The organism is Paenibacillus provencensis (genome assembly GCF_042678545.1).
Taxonomy (GTDB): domain Bacteria; phylum Bacillota; class Bacilli; order Paenibacillales; family Paenibacillaceae; genus Paenibacillus; species Paenibacillus provencensis.
The window spans coordinates 2,233,446-2,250,510 of the sequence record NZ_JBHTKX010000001.1; the positions used below are offsets into that span (position 1 = coordinate 2,233,446).

A 17,065-nucleotide genomic window follows, 5' to 3' on the forward strand; every position below is an offset into this window, starting at 1 on the left:
TTTTTCGCAAAAAAAATAGCACTTCATCCGCTATAGATGAAGCGCTACTTTTGAGCAAAAATATTATTGAGAGATGATCTCTCTAGATTTGTACGTTCCGCACACTTTGCATACGTGATGAGCAAGCTTCAATTCTCCGCATTGTTCACATTTCACCATGCCTGGCACAGCCAATTTAAAGTGAGTACGACGTTTGTCACGACGAGTTTTGGATGTTCTCCGTTGAGGTACTGCCACAATTCCCACCTCCTTATCAAAGTCAAACCTTAAGAAAAAGAAATAATCTTGTTCTTATTTAAAGAAATCCTTAAGCCCAGCAAGCCGCGGATCGATTGGCGTATTGTCACAATCGCAGCTGCTCTCGTTCAAGTCGGTTCCACAGCTTGGGCACAGCCCTTTGCAATCCGATTTGCACAGCGGGGCAAACGGAAGATGAAGCAGGAAGTACTCCTCCAGAAAAGGAACCAGATTCACGGTATCCTCTTCCATGTACAAGGTATCGTCCTCTTCTTCAACTTCCTCCGGCTCTGTTCCTTGCTTGAACTGCTCGGCGAATTTCATATTTAAATGCTCATGGACATTTCCTAGACAACGAGAGCAGAGCATATCTGCTTCGGCTGATAACGTTCCTTGAACATCTACCACGCCTTCCGGCAATGCAGTAATTGTGAGCTCCACCTGCATCGGGGATACGGCTGTGATTTCATTGTTGTTTCGAATTAGATGGCTGATATCCAGCGACTCTGTAAGCTTCATCGGTCCAGCAGCCGAGGCCATCTTGCGAAATGACATTTCCACGTTCATCACTCCAGACGATAAACCATTTTAACAACATTTGTAGTATGCTTCAAATACAGCGCTAGTTATGTTGAAAAACAGTCTAACAAACAAAAATCATTATACCGATTTTGAAAGAGGTTTGTCAACACTTTAAACTTTACACCCTGTATATCCAGTTATCCAGGCAACATGCACATCATCAGGAACAAATTGTGTAATTCATTCATCAGACCTGCTGCAACTTGGATATAATGGACTCTATAAACCTATCAGATATGCCTTACTGAATGCAACAGGGAGTGTGAATTATATTATGAGTAGAACCGTGGGCCTGATCGTTGAATATAATCCGATGCATAACGGACATGTATATCATCTTGAAGCTTCTAAAAAAATTACAGAGGCAGATACCAGCGTCGCTGTGATGAGCGGTCATTTTCTGCAGCGAGGCGAGCCTGCGATGCTGAGCAAATGGGCCCGGGCCGAGATGGCGCTCGCCATGGGCGTCGATCTCGTGCTTGAGCTGCCGGTCTCTTATGCAGTAGGACCGGCAGAGTGGTTTGCCCATGGTGCTGTGGCAACACTGCACCATACAGGGATTGTCGATTCGCTGTGCTTCGGCAGCGAATCCGGAGAGCTTGCGCCGCTTGCTGCGTTGGCAGATCTCCTCGCGAGCGAGCCGAAGGCGCTCTCTGCGGGCATCCAGCAGCAGCTGCAACAAGGCGCAAGCTACCCCGCAGCCTACGCAGCAGCTGCGGCTGGGCTGGCCCCCGGCGGAGACGTAGCCGGGGCCCTGGCACTGCTCAAGCAGCCCAACAATACACTTGGGCTGCATTATATGATCGCGCTGAAACGGCTGGGCAGCGCGATCCTGCCCTTCACGGCGCAGCGCACCGGCGCCGGATATCACGATATGCTGCCAGGTCCCGGCAGCATTGCGAGCGCAACGGCCATCCGCCGGCTGCTCCTCGGCGATGGACCCGAGGCAGCGGCGCCTTATGTGCCGGCAGCTACACTTGCCATTCTGCAGCGCGAATGGCAGGAAGGACGCGCTCCGGTTCACCTGGAGTGCTTCAGAGACATCTTGCTTGCCCAGCTGGTGACCACAAGCGCAGCAGAGCTGGCCCAATATGCCGAGGTGACCGAAGGGCTTGAGCACCGCATATTAAATCAGCTTCCCAAGCTCACGGAGCTGTCAGTCGATTCTCTCCTTGAAGCGTTAAAAACAAAACGTTATACACGGACCAAGCTCCAACGAATGCTGATTCATATTCTGCTTCATCATAACAAAGAGGAATTGATGCCCTCTGTACTGGCCGAGGGACCGCATTATATTCGAGTTCTTGGTTTCAATAACAGAGGACAAGCCCTGCTCAAGGAAATGAAGAAAAAAGCAACTCTGCCGGTCATTATCAAGCCTTCATCCTTCAGCCACCCTCAGCTGACCAGAGATATTCAGGCGTCTGCTCTATATGCCCTCGGGATGGGTGCTGCTGCTGACACGCAATTCATGTATAGAGACTACTATCAATCCCCTGTTCGGATCTAGTCTTCGTCAGGTCTCAGCCTTTCATCCAGTACAATTCGCCGCCACAACCAATCGAACCCGCTTGACATTAATCAGGCGGGTTCGATTGGCTTTATTCATTTGCAGCACTCATCTATATTCGTTACATTAAATATTCACTAAACCTCGGTTTTCACCCTTAGCTTCTCGATGTAATCCAGCGCATCGTCGGCAGTTTTCACTGGGACAAGCTCCATGTCCGTCTTGATGGATTCGGCCTTCTTCTTCGCTTCATCATAATTCGCCTCTGGAACGAAGAAGACCTCGGCCTCCTCCCGATCTGCAGCGACGATCTTGTGTACGACCCCACCGATCGGCCCGACAGTTCCTTCTTTATCAATGGTTCCTGTACCTGCGATAATATGGCCTTTAGTCAAATCTCCAGGGGTCAGCTGATTGTATATTTCCAGCGTGAACATCAGGCCTGCTGAAGGTCCGCCGATTTCCGTATTGGTAAATGTAATTTGATGTGCAGAGTCCTTGGGCTTCACCGTTTGTAGGGTGCCGATCATTACGCCGAGTCCGGCCCTTGTCTCACCCGTTTCAGTGTCCTTGATGGCAACAAGCTGCAGTTCTCTTGTAATGGTCTCTCCCTTACGGTCCAGCTGAACCTCAACCTTATCCCCTACCTGCTTGTTCTCAAGCTGCTGGGCCAGTACCGTATTGTCGGGAGTAGGAACTCCGTTAATCGACAAAATTTTATCCTGGGGCTTAATATCTCCTTCGGGAAGCGAATCCTTCGATAGACCAAGTACAAAGATATATTCCGGGACAATATCATATGCGATGCCAGCCTGTTCATAAGCGGCTTCCATCGCAGCTGACTGCGAATCACTCATAAACCACACTTGCTCTGCCGAATATTCCTCCTGTGTTCTGCCAGCAAGTCGCTCTTCCTTCTTGCCGATCTGTGCATGTTCATTAAATGCTGAAATAAACAGCAGCGAGAGGTTCGCATAGCTGGCCGATACGGTGGTCATCAGAAACTTGCCCTCTTCCTCTTCATCACCGTTCTTCACAGCTACCATCGGTTTAACCGATTCCGCCGTTCCCGGCTGAGTGACAATATAAGGTGTCGGCATATACACGAGCACATACACAACGACAGCCAAACTTAAAATATATACTGCGGTGCGAAACCCGCTTCTCTTGGTGATATTACTCAATCGCTGCCCTCCTCCCCTACTTGACTGCTTGTTCTTCTTTCCCTTCTGATCACATATAAATGCATATGTACAGGCTGATTCTGATATCATTCTATCTTTCTTCTATACCAGCAATTTGTTTACCATTTCGTCAGCCATCTAAGTTATTGATCGGGGTGAAGATCCATTGAATTCGGAAATGACTAGTAAAAAAGACATTCCTTCTTATGTAAAAACGATGATTCTCGGTATCAGTGCCCTGCTGGTCGTGGCTGCGGTTGTCACTTCTCCAAGTGAAGCATTTGACGCCTCGATGCAAGGTCTTCAAATATGGTGGAAGATGGTCTTTCCCGCTCTCCTGCCCTTTATTATGCTGTCGCAAATGCTGACTGCCTTCGGGTTCACCCATGGACTCGGTGTGCTGTTAGAACCTTTAATGCGTAAAGGCTTCAATCTACCCGGTGTAACAGGGCTTGGTCTGGCTGTAGGGATGACCGGCGGCTTCCCATCAGGCGCAGACACAGCTGCCAGGCTGTATCAGCAGAAGCTTGTCACGGGAAGAGACGCTGCCATTCTTGCCTCCATTACCCATTTTGCAAGTCCCATGACGTTGTTTGTTGTTATTGGGGCAGCCTTCTATGAAGCGCCTGCCATCGGGTATATTTTAGCATGTATTCACTGGATTAGTGGTATAATTGCAGGAATTTTGCTCGGACGAGTTACCCTTTTCTCAAAAAAAACAACAAAAATAAGCGAGCTAAAAGAGCAGCCCGAACCCGTGTCTGCACTCGAAGCTATGATGAAGGCTAAAGAAAAGGATGGCAGAAGCTTTGGCAGATTACTGGGAGATACGGTAAGTCATGCGGTTCAAGTATTAATGATGACCGGCGGCTACATGATCATCTTCTCTGTGTTCATCCGGCTGCTGGGCAAATATGTAACGCCATTTCTTCCTGAATGGATCTGGTCCTCTTTTTTTGAGCTTCACCTTGGAGCTTATTCGATGCGTTCACTCGATATTACCGCACATGCGGTCGGATTTGCACTTCTTGCAGCCGCAATCGGCTGGGGAGGGCTCAGCTCACATTTACAGGCAACTGCACTGCTTGCTCCATACGGAATAAACACGCATATTTTTACAATAGGGCGTATATTGCATGCAGGTATTTCCTATGGACTTGTCCTGCTGCTGTGGCCCCCAATACAGAGCTGGCTCGATCATTCAAAAGCTGTCTTTCTTAATACCGAACAAAACCCTTTAACGCAAGCCCATTTCTCTCCAGGAGGTCTTCAAGCAGCAGGTACCTTAGGGCTGTTCCATGTGTTACTGTTAGCAACCCTAATCGTCATCTCTTTGTGTATCGGCAAATGGCAGTCTACCCGCCATTCTTCTTCTCGATAACCTTACGTTTGAGCGCATCCTCTACCTCGGCAGGTACCAGCTCGGAGACATCTCCTTCGAAGCTCGCAATCTCCTTCACTACACTGGAGCTCAGATACGAATATTTGGGATCGGTCATCATAAAGATCGTTTCTGCATCCTTGTTCAGCTTTTTGTTAAGTGATGCCAGCTGCAGCTCGTATTCAAAATCAGTAACCGAACGAATTCCACGCATAATGACCTGTGCGCCCTTGACCCTTACATAATTGGCAGTTAGATCACGGAAGCTGTCCACTTCAACATTCGGCAGGTCCGCTGTAACCATCTGCAGCAGCTCAACACGTTCCTCCACAGTGAACAGCGGATTCTTGCTCTTATTATTAAGCACAGCCACAACTAGCCGATCAAATTGTTTGGAGGCTCGCGTAATAATATCCAGGTGGCCCAATGTAACAGGGTCGAAGCTCCCGGGGTATACGGCTACTCTCTCCGTCTTATGTCCTGCTTCATTCATTGCCCTAGTCCTCCTGAATGTTGTCGTCAATGTTCAATATCGTGTTCGTGTCATCATGCACATCTATGGCCGAAAAATACTCATATATCGTAATTGCCGTATCTCCATATGTAGATTTGCGTGTTTGCTCAAAGGAGCCAATTCTCTCTCCGTATTCATGATCGGCATCGTGTTCTACAACAACGATGGCATCATCGTTGACCATATTGTGTTCTTCAAGCCAGGATAGATACTCTTCCACATTTTTCATTCGATAAGGGGGATCTAGAAAGACCAAATCGAATTTATAATTTCGTTTGGACAGAAGCTTCAGTGCCCTGCCTGCTTCATTTCGAAACACTTCAGCCTTGCCGTCGAGACCTGTTGCCTTCAGATTCGCCCGGATGACCTCAATACTCTTCGGTTCAAGATCGATAAATACAGCCTTGTCCAAACCTCTGCTGAGCGACTCTATGCCGAGGCCCCCGCTTCCTGCAAACAGATCCAGCACGACGCCTCCATCAAAATAAGGTCCAATCATACTAAAGACCGCTTCCTTAACCTTATCGGTTGTTGGACGGGTTCCGGTTCCGGGAACAGCCTTAAGCGGTCTACCTTTTGCAGTGCCTGATATTACTCTCACGTTGATTTCACCCTGTTTCATTCTTTGTAAGTGCCTTATACACCGATATCGTACCACAATCTAAGTAAGATGTGAAAATAACGAAAGCTTAAAAAACACAGAGTAAAAAATATTAACCATGCGATGTATAAACTGGAGGGCTGGCGGTCATGATGTAGTTATCGGCATCAAAAGTGCCGTAGACAACCGCGGAGAAGACTTACGTTTCCCCATAAGCTCTTCGTCCGGTTTCTCCTCTCCCATGATTAGGGCGTCTCGAAAGAGGCGCCCGAATAAAAGCCTGTCAGGATTTCCTGGCAGGCTTTTGTTCATATTTGATTAAGAATGAATCGGATAAGACTTGATCCTCGTCCCAATCGGGTTATACGAATATTAAAGATTACGGCTTAACAAAAGGATGGCACCAATGACTGCCAAGTGGATCAGCTTTTATTAGATACCGCTCGACTTAATATCTTTATAACGATAAGTGGGCTGACCTTTGACGCCGGGTCTAACTCGAAATACGCCGCCCGCATGCGGGGTCTCGACCAGCTTGTCTTCACTAAGTCCATTACGAGCGGTCGTGATGTACAGTTCATCAAGGTCTTCTCCTCCAAAACAGCAGGAAGTAACTTGTGAAGCAGGCACTTCAATATGCTGAATCAGGCTGCCTGTGTCCGGATTCCAGCGAGATACCTGTGAACCGCCATAGTGGGCCACCCATATCATACCTTCGGCATCTACCGTCATACCATCAGGAAAGCCGGTTCCTTCCGGTAGAGAGAACAAGGATTTTCGATTATAAATTTCACCCGAATCCAGATCAAAATCAAACTGATCAATGCGGCCTGTCGGTGTATCAATATAGTACATCTTCTTATGATCTGGGCTGAATCCAATGCCATTAGAGAGAGATACTTCCGTAAGCACAGTTCTAACATGCCCATCATTCAATAGACAGTACAATGCACCCTGATTCTTCTTGTCAATAAGACTCATCGTCCCTGCCCAAAACCGGCCTTTGGCATCACATTTTCCATCATTAAATCGGTTATCGTCCCTATGGCTTTCCGGATTGTGAAGCAGGGTAAGTTTCCCCGAAGCTAGATCATACAGATGAAATCCATTTTTCAAGGCAACCATTACGTGATGTCTATCGTAGGGAACAACGGCTCCAATATGCTGTCCCATCTCATGCACCGTATCTCTTCCTGAATCCGGTTCATAAATGTGAAGCTTGAAGCCTTCGATATCAACCCAATACAAGCGCTTCTCTTCTGCATCCCAGCTGGGCCCCTCCGCAAGTCTCGCCTTAGCGTCAATGACCAGTTCTACTTCTGTCATCCAATCCCTCCTCTATTTATTCCAATCAAAACCGATGCCGTTCAAGAAGGCGCGTGCCAGAACCATATGACCCGTGTGGTTAGGATGTACCCGGTCCCAGGCAATCGCCCCTGGGTACAGCTGATCCCAGATGGGTGCATATGCAGCCTGTGTGTCTACAAATACGGCATCATATTCTTCAGCAACACGCTTAACAGCAGCTCCGTACAGATCCATGGTCGAGCGCATTGGGTCCTCTACATTTGGCTCCAGATAATAAGGTGTCATCAGGATGAGGCCCTTCACCTGAGGGCGCACCGAAGCAACCAGCTCACGCAGAGTAGCTTCATACTCATCCAGAAACACATGAAGCTCTCTGCGCTGTGGACTATCAAACTGACGCCATACGTCGTTGATACCGATCATTACAGACAGCCAATCTGGCTGTAGATCAAGCACATCTTCCTGCCAGCGATTTTTCAAATCTCTGACATTGTTCCCGCTTATTCCTACATTAAGTACACGAATATTTAATTCCGGATATACACTTTGAAGCAAAGCATCCACATTATGTACATATCCATTGCCAAGACCCATGCTTCCTTCACCAACTGGACGTGCTCTTCCGCAATCCGTTACCGAATCCCCAATAAAGACTAACTTATCATCCTGACCCAGCTTCATATCTCCATCTCCCTATCCAGATATTCAATGTGATAAAATTACCAGCCCTGCTGTTTAAGCCAGGATATACACAAGCCTTTCCATCGGCCTGTCGTTTCTGCCAGCTCCTCTGCCAGCCCGAGGCCATGACGTCCTGCTTCAAATACATGAAGCTCATGGGGCACACCTGCTTTGGTCAAGGACAGCGACATTTCCAGACTGTTCTGCAGCGGTACGGCCGCATCCTCATGGGTATGCCATATGAAGGCGGGGGGTGTCACGCTCGTCACCTGACGTTCAGCACTGTATTGTCTGACCAATTCCTCATCAGGATTGTCGCCAAGGAGTGCATCTTTTGAACCTTGATGACCGTATTCCTCCATTGTAATGACAGGATAACACAGCACAATGCGATCCGGCCTTGAGCTGACCCGCTCGAGCGGATCGCTGCTCTCAGGATCTCCCTCCACCCACATCGTTCCTGCACTTGCAGTCAAATGACCTCCAGCAGAAAAACCGAGCATCGCGATCTTGTTCGGGTTAATCCCGTACTTGTCGCTGTTTGCTCTCACATACTGAACAGCTCTCCTTGCATCAGACAATGCTGCTGGCTGACGATGAGGGTTAATTCGGTATTTAAGGACGAAGGCCGAAATACCTGCTTGATTGAGCCACTCCGCAACAGGTCCGCCTTCATGATCGGCTAAATGACAATAACCGCCGCCAGGACACACAATAACGCAGCTGTCAGCTCCTTCGGCCAAATAAGGCGTTAATGCGGGAAAATCTTGTTCCAGTCCAGCGGCTGCATACGGCGGCTCTCCGGACCATAGATTTATCGATTGCACAGCTATCCCTCCCAAGCTAGAAATAGATTGATTTGTATTCATCATCCTATATTAAATCGTTTTCATCAATCCCTTATTTAGTAGAGCGTTCGGAAATGCTCCGGGGTAATTCCTTCTATTCTCCGAAAAGTAGCTACAAAATGACTCGCGTCACGGAAGCCTACTCTGCCCGCCGTCTCCTTCACGGTGAGGTGAGGCTCTGAAGTCATGATCTCCTTAGATTTACGTATCCGTTTCAAAATAAAATAACTGTACGCTGTAATACCAAATGACTGCTTGAACATCATATTCAGATATCTTGGAGATACCGAGAGCACTTCTGCCATTTCCATAAGCCCTACACCGGGATCACTTATTTTCTCTTCCATAAATGACAGCAAAGGGGCCAATCGATCCATAGCATGAGACAAGGAGAGGGTATTACCTGTCGTTCCATGCTTCTTGAGAAGCAATAAGAATCGATAAATATCTCCTGAAGCATCGAGCCCCGTTAGATCAAAATCGCTGCCAATGGAATCGAGAACTCTTTTGCCATAAGTCTGGAGCGCAGAGCTCACTTTCCACTGATAATAAGCTGATTCATGCAAATCCAGTGAGGATAAGATCGCTGCCGCCTGGGGACCGCTGAATGTAATATATATCGTAGACCAGCCTTCGCCTCTTCCGCTATATTTGTGCGGCACATTAGGGGCAAGCAGGATTCCCGTCCCCTTAGGAAGTGGATAGGCTCTGCCCTCAAATGAGAATGCTCCCTCGCCGTCTACCGTTTGCAGCCAGTGATAACAGGGATAGCCTGCAGCTCTCTCAATCGGCTCCTGATTGTTGTTCTCTCCTATGCTCTCTATAAACAGAGGCAGCGGATGCTCCTTCCCTGTCATAAAAAATCGCTGATGGTCTTTGCTCAGCCACATAACCTTCAATCCTCTACTTCCATATTATTATATAGTCCTTAACAATTCTTATATTTTAAAAATATAATTCATATTATATGATTGAATTATTCTTATACAAGAGGTGAATTCACTTGATTAGTACGAAGCTTCCTAAAATGTTCTACGGCGGTGACTACAATCCTGAGCAATGGGATCAGGCTACACATCAAGAAGATCTGCGCATGTTCAAGCTCGCAGGTATCGATATTGCGACGATTAACGTTTTTTCCTGGGCCAAGAATCAACCCGACGAGATCACATATAATTTTGGATGGCTCGATGAGCTGATTGACAGTCTTTATGAAAGCGGTGTCTATGTATGCCTTGCAACAAGCACAGGCGCTCATCCAGCATGGATGGCAACCAAATATCCCGACGTACTGCGTGTGGATAAGGATGGACGCAAACGCAAATTTGGGGGACGCCATAACTCCTGCCCGAACAGTCCGACTTACAGGCTCTATTCAGAGCGCATTGCGGACAAGCTGGCAGAACGTTATAAGGATCACCCTGCGGTCCTTGTCTGGCATGTATCGAACGAATACGGAGGCGACTGTTACTGTGACAACTGTGAACGTGCATTCCGTGTATGGCTGAAGGAGAAATATCAGACACTTGATCAGCTGAACAGAGCCTGGAATACGGCATTTTGGGGTCATACGTTCTATGATTGGGATGAAATTGTGCTGCCAAGCAACTTGAGTGAGGAATGGGGAGACCGTTATACGAACTTCCAGGGAATCTCTCTGGATTACTCCAGATTCAATTCTGACAGCATGCTGAACTGCTACAAGCTGGAGTACAATGCGATCAAAAAGCATGTACCCGAATCTGTCGTGACTACCAATCTGATGGGCTTCTTCAAGCAGCTGGATTACTTCAAATGGGCCAAGTATATGGACATTATCTCATGGGACAGCTATCCGAGTCTGACGACACCGCCAAGCGAAACAGCCATGGCGAATGATCTCATGCGCGGACTTAAGGACGGGATGCCGTTCATGCTGATGGAGCAAACACCAAGCCAGCAGAACTGGCAGCCATACAATTCGCTTAAGCGTCCTGGTGTTATGCGTCTGCAGAGCTACCAGACTGTAGCGCATGGAGCAGATACGGTCATGTTCTTCCAGCTGCGCAGATCCATCGGTGCCTGTGAGAAATACCACGGTGCGGTTATTGAACATGTCGGACATGAGAATACACGTGTATTCCGCGAAGTAGCTCAGCTTGGTGAGGAGCTGCAGCGTATTGGAGACCGTCTGCTGGACTCGCGTGCCGACGCCAAAGCCGCGATTGTGTTTGATTGGGATAACTGGTGGGCTATTGAGAAATCAAGCGGTCCAACCATTGCCTTGAATTACGTTCAGCAGATTCACAAATATTATGCTGCCTTCTACAATCGCAATGTCCAGGTTGACATGGTGAGTGTGGATACAGATCTCAGTGCATACGACCTTGTTGTTGCTCCGGTTCTGTACATGGTTAAGCCTGGATTCGCTGAGAAACTGGAAGCCTTCGTGGAGAATGGCGGAACGTTCCTGACGACATTCTTCAGCGGTATTGTAAACGAAAATGATCTGGTAACGGTAGGAGGATATCCTGGAGAGCTTCGGAAAATGCTCGGCATATGGGTCGAGGAGATCGATGCCCTGTTCCCGGATCAGAAGAACAAGGTCGTTCTGAAAGACAAGTTCGGCAAGCTTCAGGGAAGCTACGAATGCGGAATGCTATGTGATCTCCTGCATACAGAAGGTGCTGAGGTTATCGCAGAATACGGCGAAGATTTCTACAAGGGGATGCCTGCGGTAACTCGCCATACATTCGGCAAAGGTGAAGCGTATTACGTAGCAACTGATCCAGAACAGTGCTTCCTGGATGAATTGATCGAGAAGATTACAACGGATAAGGGAATACAGCCTAACCTCTCAGCTCCATCGGGTGTCGAGGTCAGCCGTCGTGTCAAAGATGGCATCTCCTATCTGTTTGTGCTTAATCACAATACGGAGATCGTATCCTATGATTTGGGCCAATTAGAAGCTGAAGATTTAATTAGTGGCCATCAGCTGAGCGGTACAGTATCCATTGAAGGCCGTGACGTTCAAATTCTGGAAGTCAAATAATCTCTTGATTCAGATTCCCTAAGGAGATGATTCTGTGATGAAAAAGTATCCCCTGCTGGATATGTCTCACCCCACCGTACAACAAGCAAGTGACTTTATCTTTAAGAACGCGCGCCTCTTGGATCGTCTAAGATTCGCACATCTCAGTGGACAAGGATCGCCTGAAGCGGTCTTGCAGGCACTAGCCGCGTATCAGAACAAGGATGGCGGCTTTGGTCATGCCCTTGAACCTGACATTCGCAGTCCATACAGCCAGCCCCAGGGGGCAGAATTTGCACTGCATTTGATGGACGAAGTTGGAATTTATCCTGAGAGTATAATGACAGGACTAGGGCAATTTCTTGAACGACAATCTAATCCTGTTACAGGGGGATGGCCGTACTCTTTCCGCAGCGTAAACGAGCATCCTCATGCTCCTTGGTGGACTACGGAATCAGATGATACGGCTTCCATTAATCCTTCCGGCTCGATCGTAGCCCTCCTGCTGAAATCAAGAAACTGGCATCCCTTTCTCAAAGAAAAATGGTTGAACAGAGCTATTCAATATGTGTGGGACACTGTAGAGAGTTCCGATCTAACCGGATTCCACAACTGCATCCAAGCTGTCCATTTTCTCGAACAACAGACAGATGAACCTCGTGCTACCGTCGTGAAGGCTCGGGTAGATCAGTACTTATCCAAGCCGGGTGTCATCGAACTTGATCCTAAGGCTGAAGGGTATGTGCATAAAGTACTCGACTGGGCACCGGATTCAACCAGTTATGCCGTCCAGTTCGTCCCTGAGCATATTATCTCTCTCCATCTCGATCATTTGATCTCAGAACAAAAGGATGATGGCGGGTGGCCGATTACATGGGAGCCACTGAGCTCAGCTGCCGAGAACGAATGGCGGGGGCATCTCACGATTGAGCGGCTGAAGACGCTCTCAAGCTACGGCCGAATATAACGGCAAAATAAGCTTCCGCTGCAAAGAAACAGCCGGAAGCTTATTTCGTCATTTATCTCAGGATTCTGGATAGTCGATGGATTGTTTTATTGGGAAATGCAACACCCCTTATACTATAAGATTACTCCATCCTTAAATATGGCAATTTCCCGGAATCCGTGCTGCTCGCTGTTTGTCACTGCACGACCTGATGCAATATCCACGAGCTGACTTAACAGCTGGGCGGCCGCATCGTCCATACTTTTTCCTTCGAGCAGCTGCCCTGCATTATAATCAATCCAGTGCTTCTTCCTGCGAGCCAGGTCGGAGTTGGTTGCGATCTTCACCGTAGGAACGGGCCCGCCAAACGGTGTCCCTCTGCCTGTCGTAAACAAAACGATGTGCGCGCCCGCTGCGGACAGTGCCGTGACAGAGACTAGATCGTTACCGGGAGCTTCAACAATATTAAGTCCAGGCTTTGTCGTCCTGTTTCCATACGATAGAATATCAACGACTTCTGAGCGCCCGCCTTTTTGAGTACATCCAAGCGACTTCTCCTCCAGGGTAGTAATGCCTCCAGCTTTATTGCCTGGAGATGGATTCTCATAAATGTTCTGACCGTGGTTTACAAAATACTGCTTGAACCCATTAATCAGCTTAACCAGTTCATCATATACCCCCTGGTTTGCTGCACGGTTCATCAGGATGGTCTCAGCTCCGAACATCTCAGGGACCTCTGTTAGAATGGCTGTACCTCCCGCTGCTATTAGCAGATCGGACACGACACCAACGAGTGGATTGGCCGTAATGCCGGAGAAGCCATCTGATCCACCGCATTTAAGTCCGATCTTCAGCTTGGATAAAGGAAGCGGCTCACGATGTGCGCGCTCGGCCTGCTCGACCAGCTCTTCGATCAATCTCATTCCTTCGCTTAGCTCATCATCTGTTTCTTGTGCTTTGAGGAAACGTACTTTATTCTGATATTCAGCAGGGATAAACGTCTTGAAATCATCGACTTGATTGTTCTCACAGCCTAGTCCAATGACGAGCACCCCTCCAGCATTCGGGTGTACAACGAGAGAAGCAAGGAGCTGCTGTGTATACTTCAAGTCATCGCCAAGCTGAGAACAGCCAAAGGGATGAGGAAAGTGGTATACACCGTCCACACGCCCTTTGAATTCACCTTCTCCCATCCGGGCCAATGCTTCACACACCTTGTTAATACAGCCGACCGTATTAATGATCCAGATCTCATTACGGATTCCCGCCTCCCCGTTCGCACGCAGATAGCCATCGAATGTCAGAAGATGAGCTGGCGGAGCAGGAAGCGCCTCTGGTTCTGTTTTGGCATATTCATATTCAAGGAGTCCAGACAGGCCTGTCGCAAGATTATGCGTATGAATCCAGCTGCCCGGCAAGATATCTTCTGTGGCAATTCCAATGGAATAGCCATATTTGAGTACATTCTCTCCTGCTGTAATCTGTCTAACAGCGATTTTGTGTCCCTTCGGAATGTCTTCATTCAGAGTGATACCGGATAAAGGACTCTGGCTCAGTTCAATAACCTCTCCCTTTTTATAATCGCGAAGAGCAATAATGACATCATCTTTCTCCCGAATCATGGTGAAGTCCTGTGTTCGATGAATGGTGCTCATACCTTTTCCCCTTCCCATTCTCTAATCGATTCGCATATTATCTCGGTAAGTCCAGGCAGCAAGGATAAATCCTGTCCCCAGATGACTTCCTCTGCTAAGATCTGAGCAATTACGCAATCAAGAGATTGACCCTGACCGAGCTCTGACCAATGTTTCTCCAGAAGTTCAAGATGTGCTTCATTATCCTTAAGCAGTATAGACTCACCACTGTAAGTCACTGTCTTGAATCCTTCCTCTGTCTTCACTGCCCGGTACAGGCGCAGCAAAGCTGCAAATCCTGTTACAATACTTTTTGGAAGCACATCGTTCTTACGGTAGTACTCTAGCATGGTTGGCAGTAAACGAACTTTAAACTTGCTTAAGGAACCCAGCATAATATCCTGAAGCCTATGATCAATATAAGGATTCATAAACCGATCGAACACTTCACCCGCATAAACATGCAGTTGATCCTGTGGAAGATCCAGCGCTTGGGTAATCTCCTCGTACACAGCTGTCCTCACCCATTCGCCAAGCTGGCTGTCCTCCATCGTTTCCCGAACGAAGCGCTTGCCCTGCAAAATACCGAGCGGTGTCATGAGCGTATGAGCACCGTTAAGAATACGGACTTTTCTCAGCTGAAATGGCCTCAAATCATCGGTGAAGTGCACATTCAGTCCTGCCTGTGCCAGCGGCAGCTTGTCGGCAAGTACGCTGTCTCCCTGGATTGCCCACAAATGATAGGGCTCCGCACAATTAATCAATGAATCCTTATACCCTAACCTCTCTTCGATATCCGCGATTTCGGACTTCGAGGGTGTACCTGTGACGATACGGTCAACCAAATTATTTAGAAAATGATTGCTGTTAATGACCCAATGGCGAAATTCATCCGAATATCCAAAGTCTTCACTATGCATAAGCACATAGGATCTCAATAAATCACCGTTGCCTTCAACCAGCTCGCAAGGAAGATGAATGAATCCTTTCGCAGGATCTCCTTGAAAATGAAGGAAGCGATGATGCAGGAATACCGTTAGTTTCCCGGGAAATGAATCTACTGGGGTCCCTTCATGGTACTCTGTCTTCTCATAAGCAAGTCCGGCCTCTGTCGTATTGGACACGACGATGTCAAGCTCTGGTACTTCAGCCAAAGCCAAGAACTCGGTCCATTCTTCATAAGGATCAATCATATGTGACAGCACAGGAATAATAACTTCCCGCTCGACCGCTGCCCCATTCTCAATACCTCGAGTAAGAAGCGTATATAAACCATCCTGTTCTCTAATATTCAGCAGCTTGTGACGCCCCGATCTTCTCGGCTGTGTTACGGCAATACTTCCTTCAAAGAGCCCTCGTGCAGCGCTTTCATAAATCATCCAGTCGAAAAATCCCCTTAAAAAATTCCCTTCTCCGATCTGAAGCACCTTCACCGGCATATCTTGAAACCTAGCCAGCTTCGCGCTATCTGTCACACCTTCAAGCTTCCGTCCCAGTCTAGGGAGATCATTGCTTACGGCCATGCTTCATTCTCCTCTAATAAATGACATATTGTTTCCTGATACTGTTCATTGTATCATCAATATAAAGAAGTGAAATTGCCGATTTTGACAAATATATACTCTATTTTGATATTGATGAAAAAGAGGCGATCCCCTATGCGAAACACGCTGCACGCACCTGTTGATACCCGGATTCCTGCTGATATCGAGCTCCCTTTCCGGATGCTCTATCATGAGACCAAGCCATATGAGCACGAGCTCCCCGATCATCTCCATGATTGGCACGAATTGATCTGCGTTCATCAAGGACGGGGCAAAATATTTATCGATCATATGAGTTTGGATATGGAGCCTGGTAATCTGATTATTATTCCAGGCAACACGATTCATCGAATCTTTCCCGATCCGGATAATCTCCTGACGTCCACCGCCTTCTACATCAGCCCTGCCTTGTTTCAGGGTATGGGAAGTGAAGCTGCTTCAACCTTGCTGCTATTTGAGAGACACCGCCAATCCAAAATTTATAAGCGGCAATTCAGTATGCTGGAGTTAGACGATGTTGGCCAAATAATTGATCACATTTATAACGAAATGAACAGCCGAAAACCGATGCGATCTTACTCCACACTCCTTCACTTGCAGCTTCTGCTCATATACTTAACCCGGCTCAGCTCTGTCACGGATCAAGCACCAGCGGTGATGTCAGGTCCTGAATGGCTTACCCAAGCTTTGTCCATTATAGAGCACAAGCTGTGTGATAAGGTCTCGCTTGCGCACTTGGCTAAGGAGGCATCCGTGTCCCCCGCCCATTTCAGCCGCGTGTTCAAGCAGTATACCGGAATGACGCCGACAGACTACATCTGTGCAAGACGGATTATCCTGTCTAAGGAAATTCTGATGCATAGCGAGCAGACGATGGCCGTCATTGCTGAGAGCTGCGGATTTGACAGTCTTCCTCACTTTTACCGCATGTTTAAGAAGCATACCGGAATGACGCCCGCGAGCTATCGTCTCAGCATCCGGATGTAGAGACAGATGCTGTCTGAAATACGTTATTGAGAGAATAGTCAGCATCTGATAATAAAAAAGTCCCGGAGGAAGCAAAGTTCACTTCTCCGAGACTATTT

Annotated in this window: 16 protein-coding genes; 5 read left to right on the forward strand and 11 right to left on the reverse strand. The window is 47.8% G+C overall.

The genetic code is table 11. The annotated features are described in order from the left end of the window. Positions 1–63 precede the first annotated feature (63 nt). Positions 64–237, reverse strand: coding sequence for a 50S ribosomal protein L32 (gene rpmF, locus ACFQ3J_RS10705; RefSeq protein WP_036645943.1), 174 nt, complete (start codon positions 235–237; stop codon positions 64–66). Positions 238–291: 54 nt separating this feature from the next. Then, a complete protein-coding gene (locus ACFQ3J_RS10710; protein ID WP_379292779.1) occupies positions 292–804 on the reverse strand; it encodes a YceD family protein in 513 nt (170 codons plus the stop codon). Between the two features lie 289 nt (positions 805–1,093). Between ACFQ3J_RS10710 and ACFQ3J_RS10715 the strand changes: the two genes are divergently transcribed. Further along, positions 1,094–2,329, forward strand: a complete 1,236-nt coding sequence (locus tag ACFQ3J_RS10715) for a nucleotidyltransferase (RefSeq protein WP_251584440.1) — start codon at positions 1,094–1,096, stop codon at positions 2,327–2,329. Positions 2,330–2,466: 137 nt separating this feature from the next. Here ACFQ3J_RS10715 and ACFQ3J_RS10720 read toward each other — a convergent pair whose 3' ends face one another. Then, positions 2,467–3,513, reverse strand: coding sequence for a SepM family pheromone-processing serine protease (locus ACFQ3J_RS10720; protein ID WP_244533148.1), 1,047 nt, complete (start codon positions 3,511–3,513; stop codon positions 2,467–2,469). Between the two features lie 166 nt (positions 3,514–3,679). Here ACFQ3J_RS10720 and ACFQ3J_RS10725 point away from each other — a divergent pair, with 166 nt between their 5' ends. Beyond that, a complete protein-coding gene (locus tag ACFQ3J_RS10725; protein ID WP_091155000.1) occupies positions 3,680–4,894 on the forward strand; it encodes a nucleoside recognition domain-containing protein in 1,215 nt (404 codons plus the stop codon). Here the strand turns inward: ACFQ3J_RS10725 and coaD are convergent. From coaD to ACFQ3J_RS10755, 6 genes are all read right to left on the reverse strand, one after another. After that, entirely contained in the window at positions 4,869–5,387 is a 519-nt protein-coding gene (gene coaD / locus ACFQ3J_RS10730) for a pantetheine-phosphate adenylyltransferase (protein WP_091154998.1), read from the reverse strand. The two genes, ACFQ3J_RS10725 and coaD, sit on opposite strands and share 26 nt — an antisense overlap. Positions 5,388–5,391: 4 nt before the next feature. Then, positions 5,392–6,009, reverse strand: a complete 618-nt coding sequence (gene rsmD / locus ACFQ3J_RS10735; protein WP_244533147.1) for a 16S rRNA (guanine(966)-N(2))-methyltransferase RsmD — start codon at positions 6,007–6,009, stop codon at positions 5,392–5,394. Between the two features lie 432 nt (positions 6,010–6,441). After that, entirely contained in the window at positions 6,442–7,335 is an 894-nt protein-coding gene (locus ACFQ3J_RS10740; protein WP_251584438.1) for an SMP-30/gluconolactonase/LRE family protein, read from the reverse strand. Positions 7,336–7,347: 12 nt separating this feature from the next. Next, positions 7,348–7,998 (reverse strand): SGNH/GDSL hydrolase family protein, encoded by a 651-nt coding sequence (locus ACFQ3J_RS10745; RefSeq protein WP_251584436.1) that lies wholly within the window; start codon positions 7,996–7,998, stop codon positions 7,348–7,350. A gap of 38 nt (positions 7,999–8,036) precedes the next feature. Beyond that, entirely contained in the window at positions 8,037–8,825 is a 789-nt protein-coding gene (locus ACFQ3J_RS10750; protein WP_251584434.1) for an alpha/beta hydrolase, read from the reverse strand. Positions 8,826–8,902: 77 nt separating this feature from the next. Then, positions 8,903–9,736, reverse strand: coding sequence for an AraC family transcriptional regulator (locus tag ACFQ3J_RS10755; protein WP_251584432.1), 834 nt, complete (start codon positions 9,734–9,736; stop codon positions 8,903–8,905). Between the two features lie 113 nt (positions 9,737–9,849). Between ACFQ3J_RS10755 and ACFQ3J_RS10760 the strand changes: the two genes are divergently transcribed. Both ACFQ3J_RS10760 and ACFQ3J_RS10765 read left to right on the forward strand, forming a co-directional pair. After that, positions 9,850–11,877, forward strand: a complete 2,028-nt coding sequence (locus tag ACFQ3J_RS10760) for a beta-galactosidase (RefSeq protein WP_091154983.1) — start codon at positions 9,850–9,852, stop codon at positions 11,875–11,877. Positions 11,878–11,914: 37 nt separating this feature from the next. Then, positions 11,915–12,823 (forward strand): hypothetical protein, encoded by a 909-nt coding sequence (locus ACFQ3J_RS10765; RefSeq protein WP_251584430.1) that lies wholly within the window; start codon positions 11,915–11,917, stop codon positions 12,821–12,823. Between the two features lie 113 nt (positions 12,824–12,936). Here ACFQ3J_RS10765 and ACFQ3J_RS10770 read toward each other — a convergent pair whose 3' ends face one another. Both ACFQ3J_RS10770 and ACFQ3J_RS10775 read right to left on the reverse strand, forming a co-directional pair. Continuing rightward, positions 12,937–14,457 carry a UxaA family hydrolase gene (locus tag ACFQ3J_RS10770; RefSeq protein WP_091154981.1) on the reverse strand — a complete coding sequence of 507 codons (1,521 nt, stop codon included), beginning with the start codon at positions 14,455–14,457 and terminating at the stop codon, positions 12,937–12,939. Next, a complete protein-coding gene (locus tag ACFQ3J_RS10775; RefSeq protein ID WP_251584421.1) occupies positions 14,454–15,959 on the reverse strand; it encodes a tagaturonate reductase in 1,506 nt (501 codons plus the stop codon). Before ACFQ3J_RS10775 ends, ACFQ3J_RS10770 begins: the two co-directional genes overlap by 4 nt. A gap of 135 nt (positions 15,960–16,094) precedes the next feature. On the opposite strand from ACFQ3J_RS10775, the gene ACFQ3J_RS10780 reads away from it, so the two are divergent. Continuing rightward, positions 16,095–16,967 (forward strand): AraC family transcriptional regulator, encoded by an 873-nt coding sequence (locus tag ACFQ3J_RS10780; RefSeq protein WP_251584419.1) that lies wholly within the window; start codon positions 16,095–16,097, stop codon positions 16,965–16,967. Positions 16,968–17,065 lie beyond the last annotated feature (98 nt).

What these genes read in the sequence shown, in the direction of transcription:
- ACFQ3J_RS10765 (WP_251584430.1), top strand. Translation starts at nt 11,915, where the DNA reads ATGAAAAAGTATCCCCTGCTGGATATGTCTCACCCCACCGTACAACAA.
- ACFQ3J_RS10755 (WP_251584432.1), bottom strand. Translation starts at nt 9,736, where the DNA reads ATGTGGCTGAGCAAAGACCATCAGCGATTTTTTATGACAGGGAAGGAG.
- ACFQ3J_RS10780 (WP_251584419.1), top strand. Translation starts at nt 16,095, where the DNA reads ATGCGAAACACGCTGCACGCACCTGTTGATACCCGGATTCCTGCTGAT.
- ACFQ3J_RS10740 (WP_251584438.1), bottom strand. Translation starts at nt 7,335, where the DNA reads ATGACAGAAGTAGAACTGGTCATTGACGCTAAGGCGAGACTTGCGGAG.
- ACFQ3J_RS10775 (WP_251584421.1), bottom strand. Translation starts at nt 15,959, where the DNA reads ATGGCCGTAAGCAATGATCTCCCTAGACTGGGACGGAAGCTTGAAGGT.
- ACFQ3J_RS10710 (WP_379292779.1), bottom strand. Translation starts at nt 804, where the DNA reads ATGAACGTGGAAATGTCATTTCGCAAGATGGCCTCGGCTGCTGGACCG.
- ACFQ3J_RS10745 (WP_251584436.1), bottom strand. Translation starts at nt 7,998, where the DNA reads ATGAAGCTGGGTCAGGATGATAAGTTAGTCTTTATTGGGGATTCGGTA.
- ACFQ3J_RS10715 (WP_251584440.1), top strand. Translation starts at nt 1,094, where the DNA reads ATGAGTAGAACCGTGGGCCTGATCGTTGAATATAATCCGATGCATAAC.
- coaD (WP_091154998.1), bottom strand. Translation starts at nt 5,387, where the DNA reads ATGAATGAAGCAGGACATAAGACGGAGAGAGTAGCCGTATACCCCGGG.
- ACFQ3J_RS10770 (WP_091154981.1), bottom strand. Translation starts at nt 14,457, where the DNA reads ATGAGCACCATTCATCGAACACAGGACTTCACCATGATTCGGGAGAAA.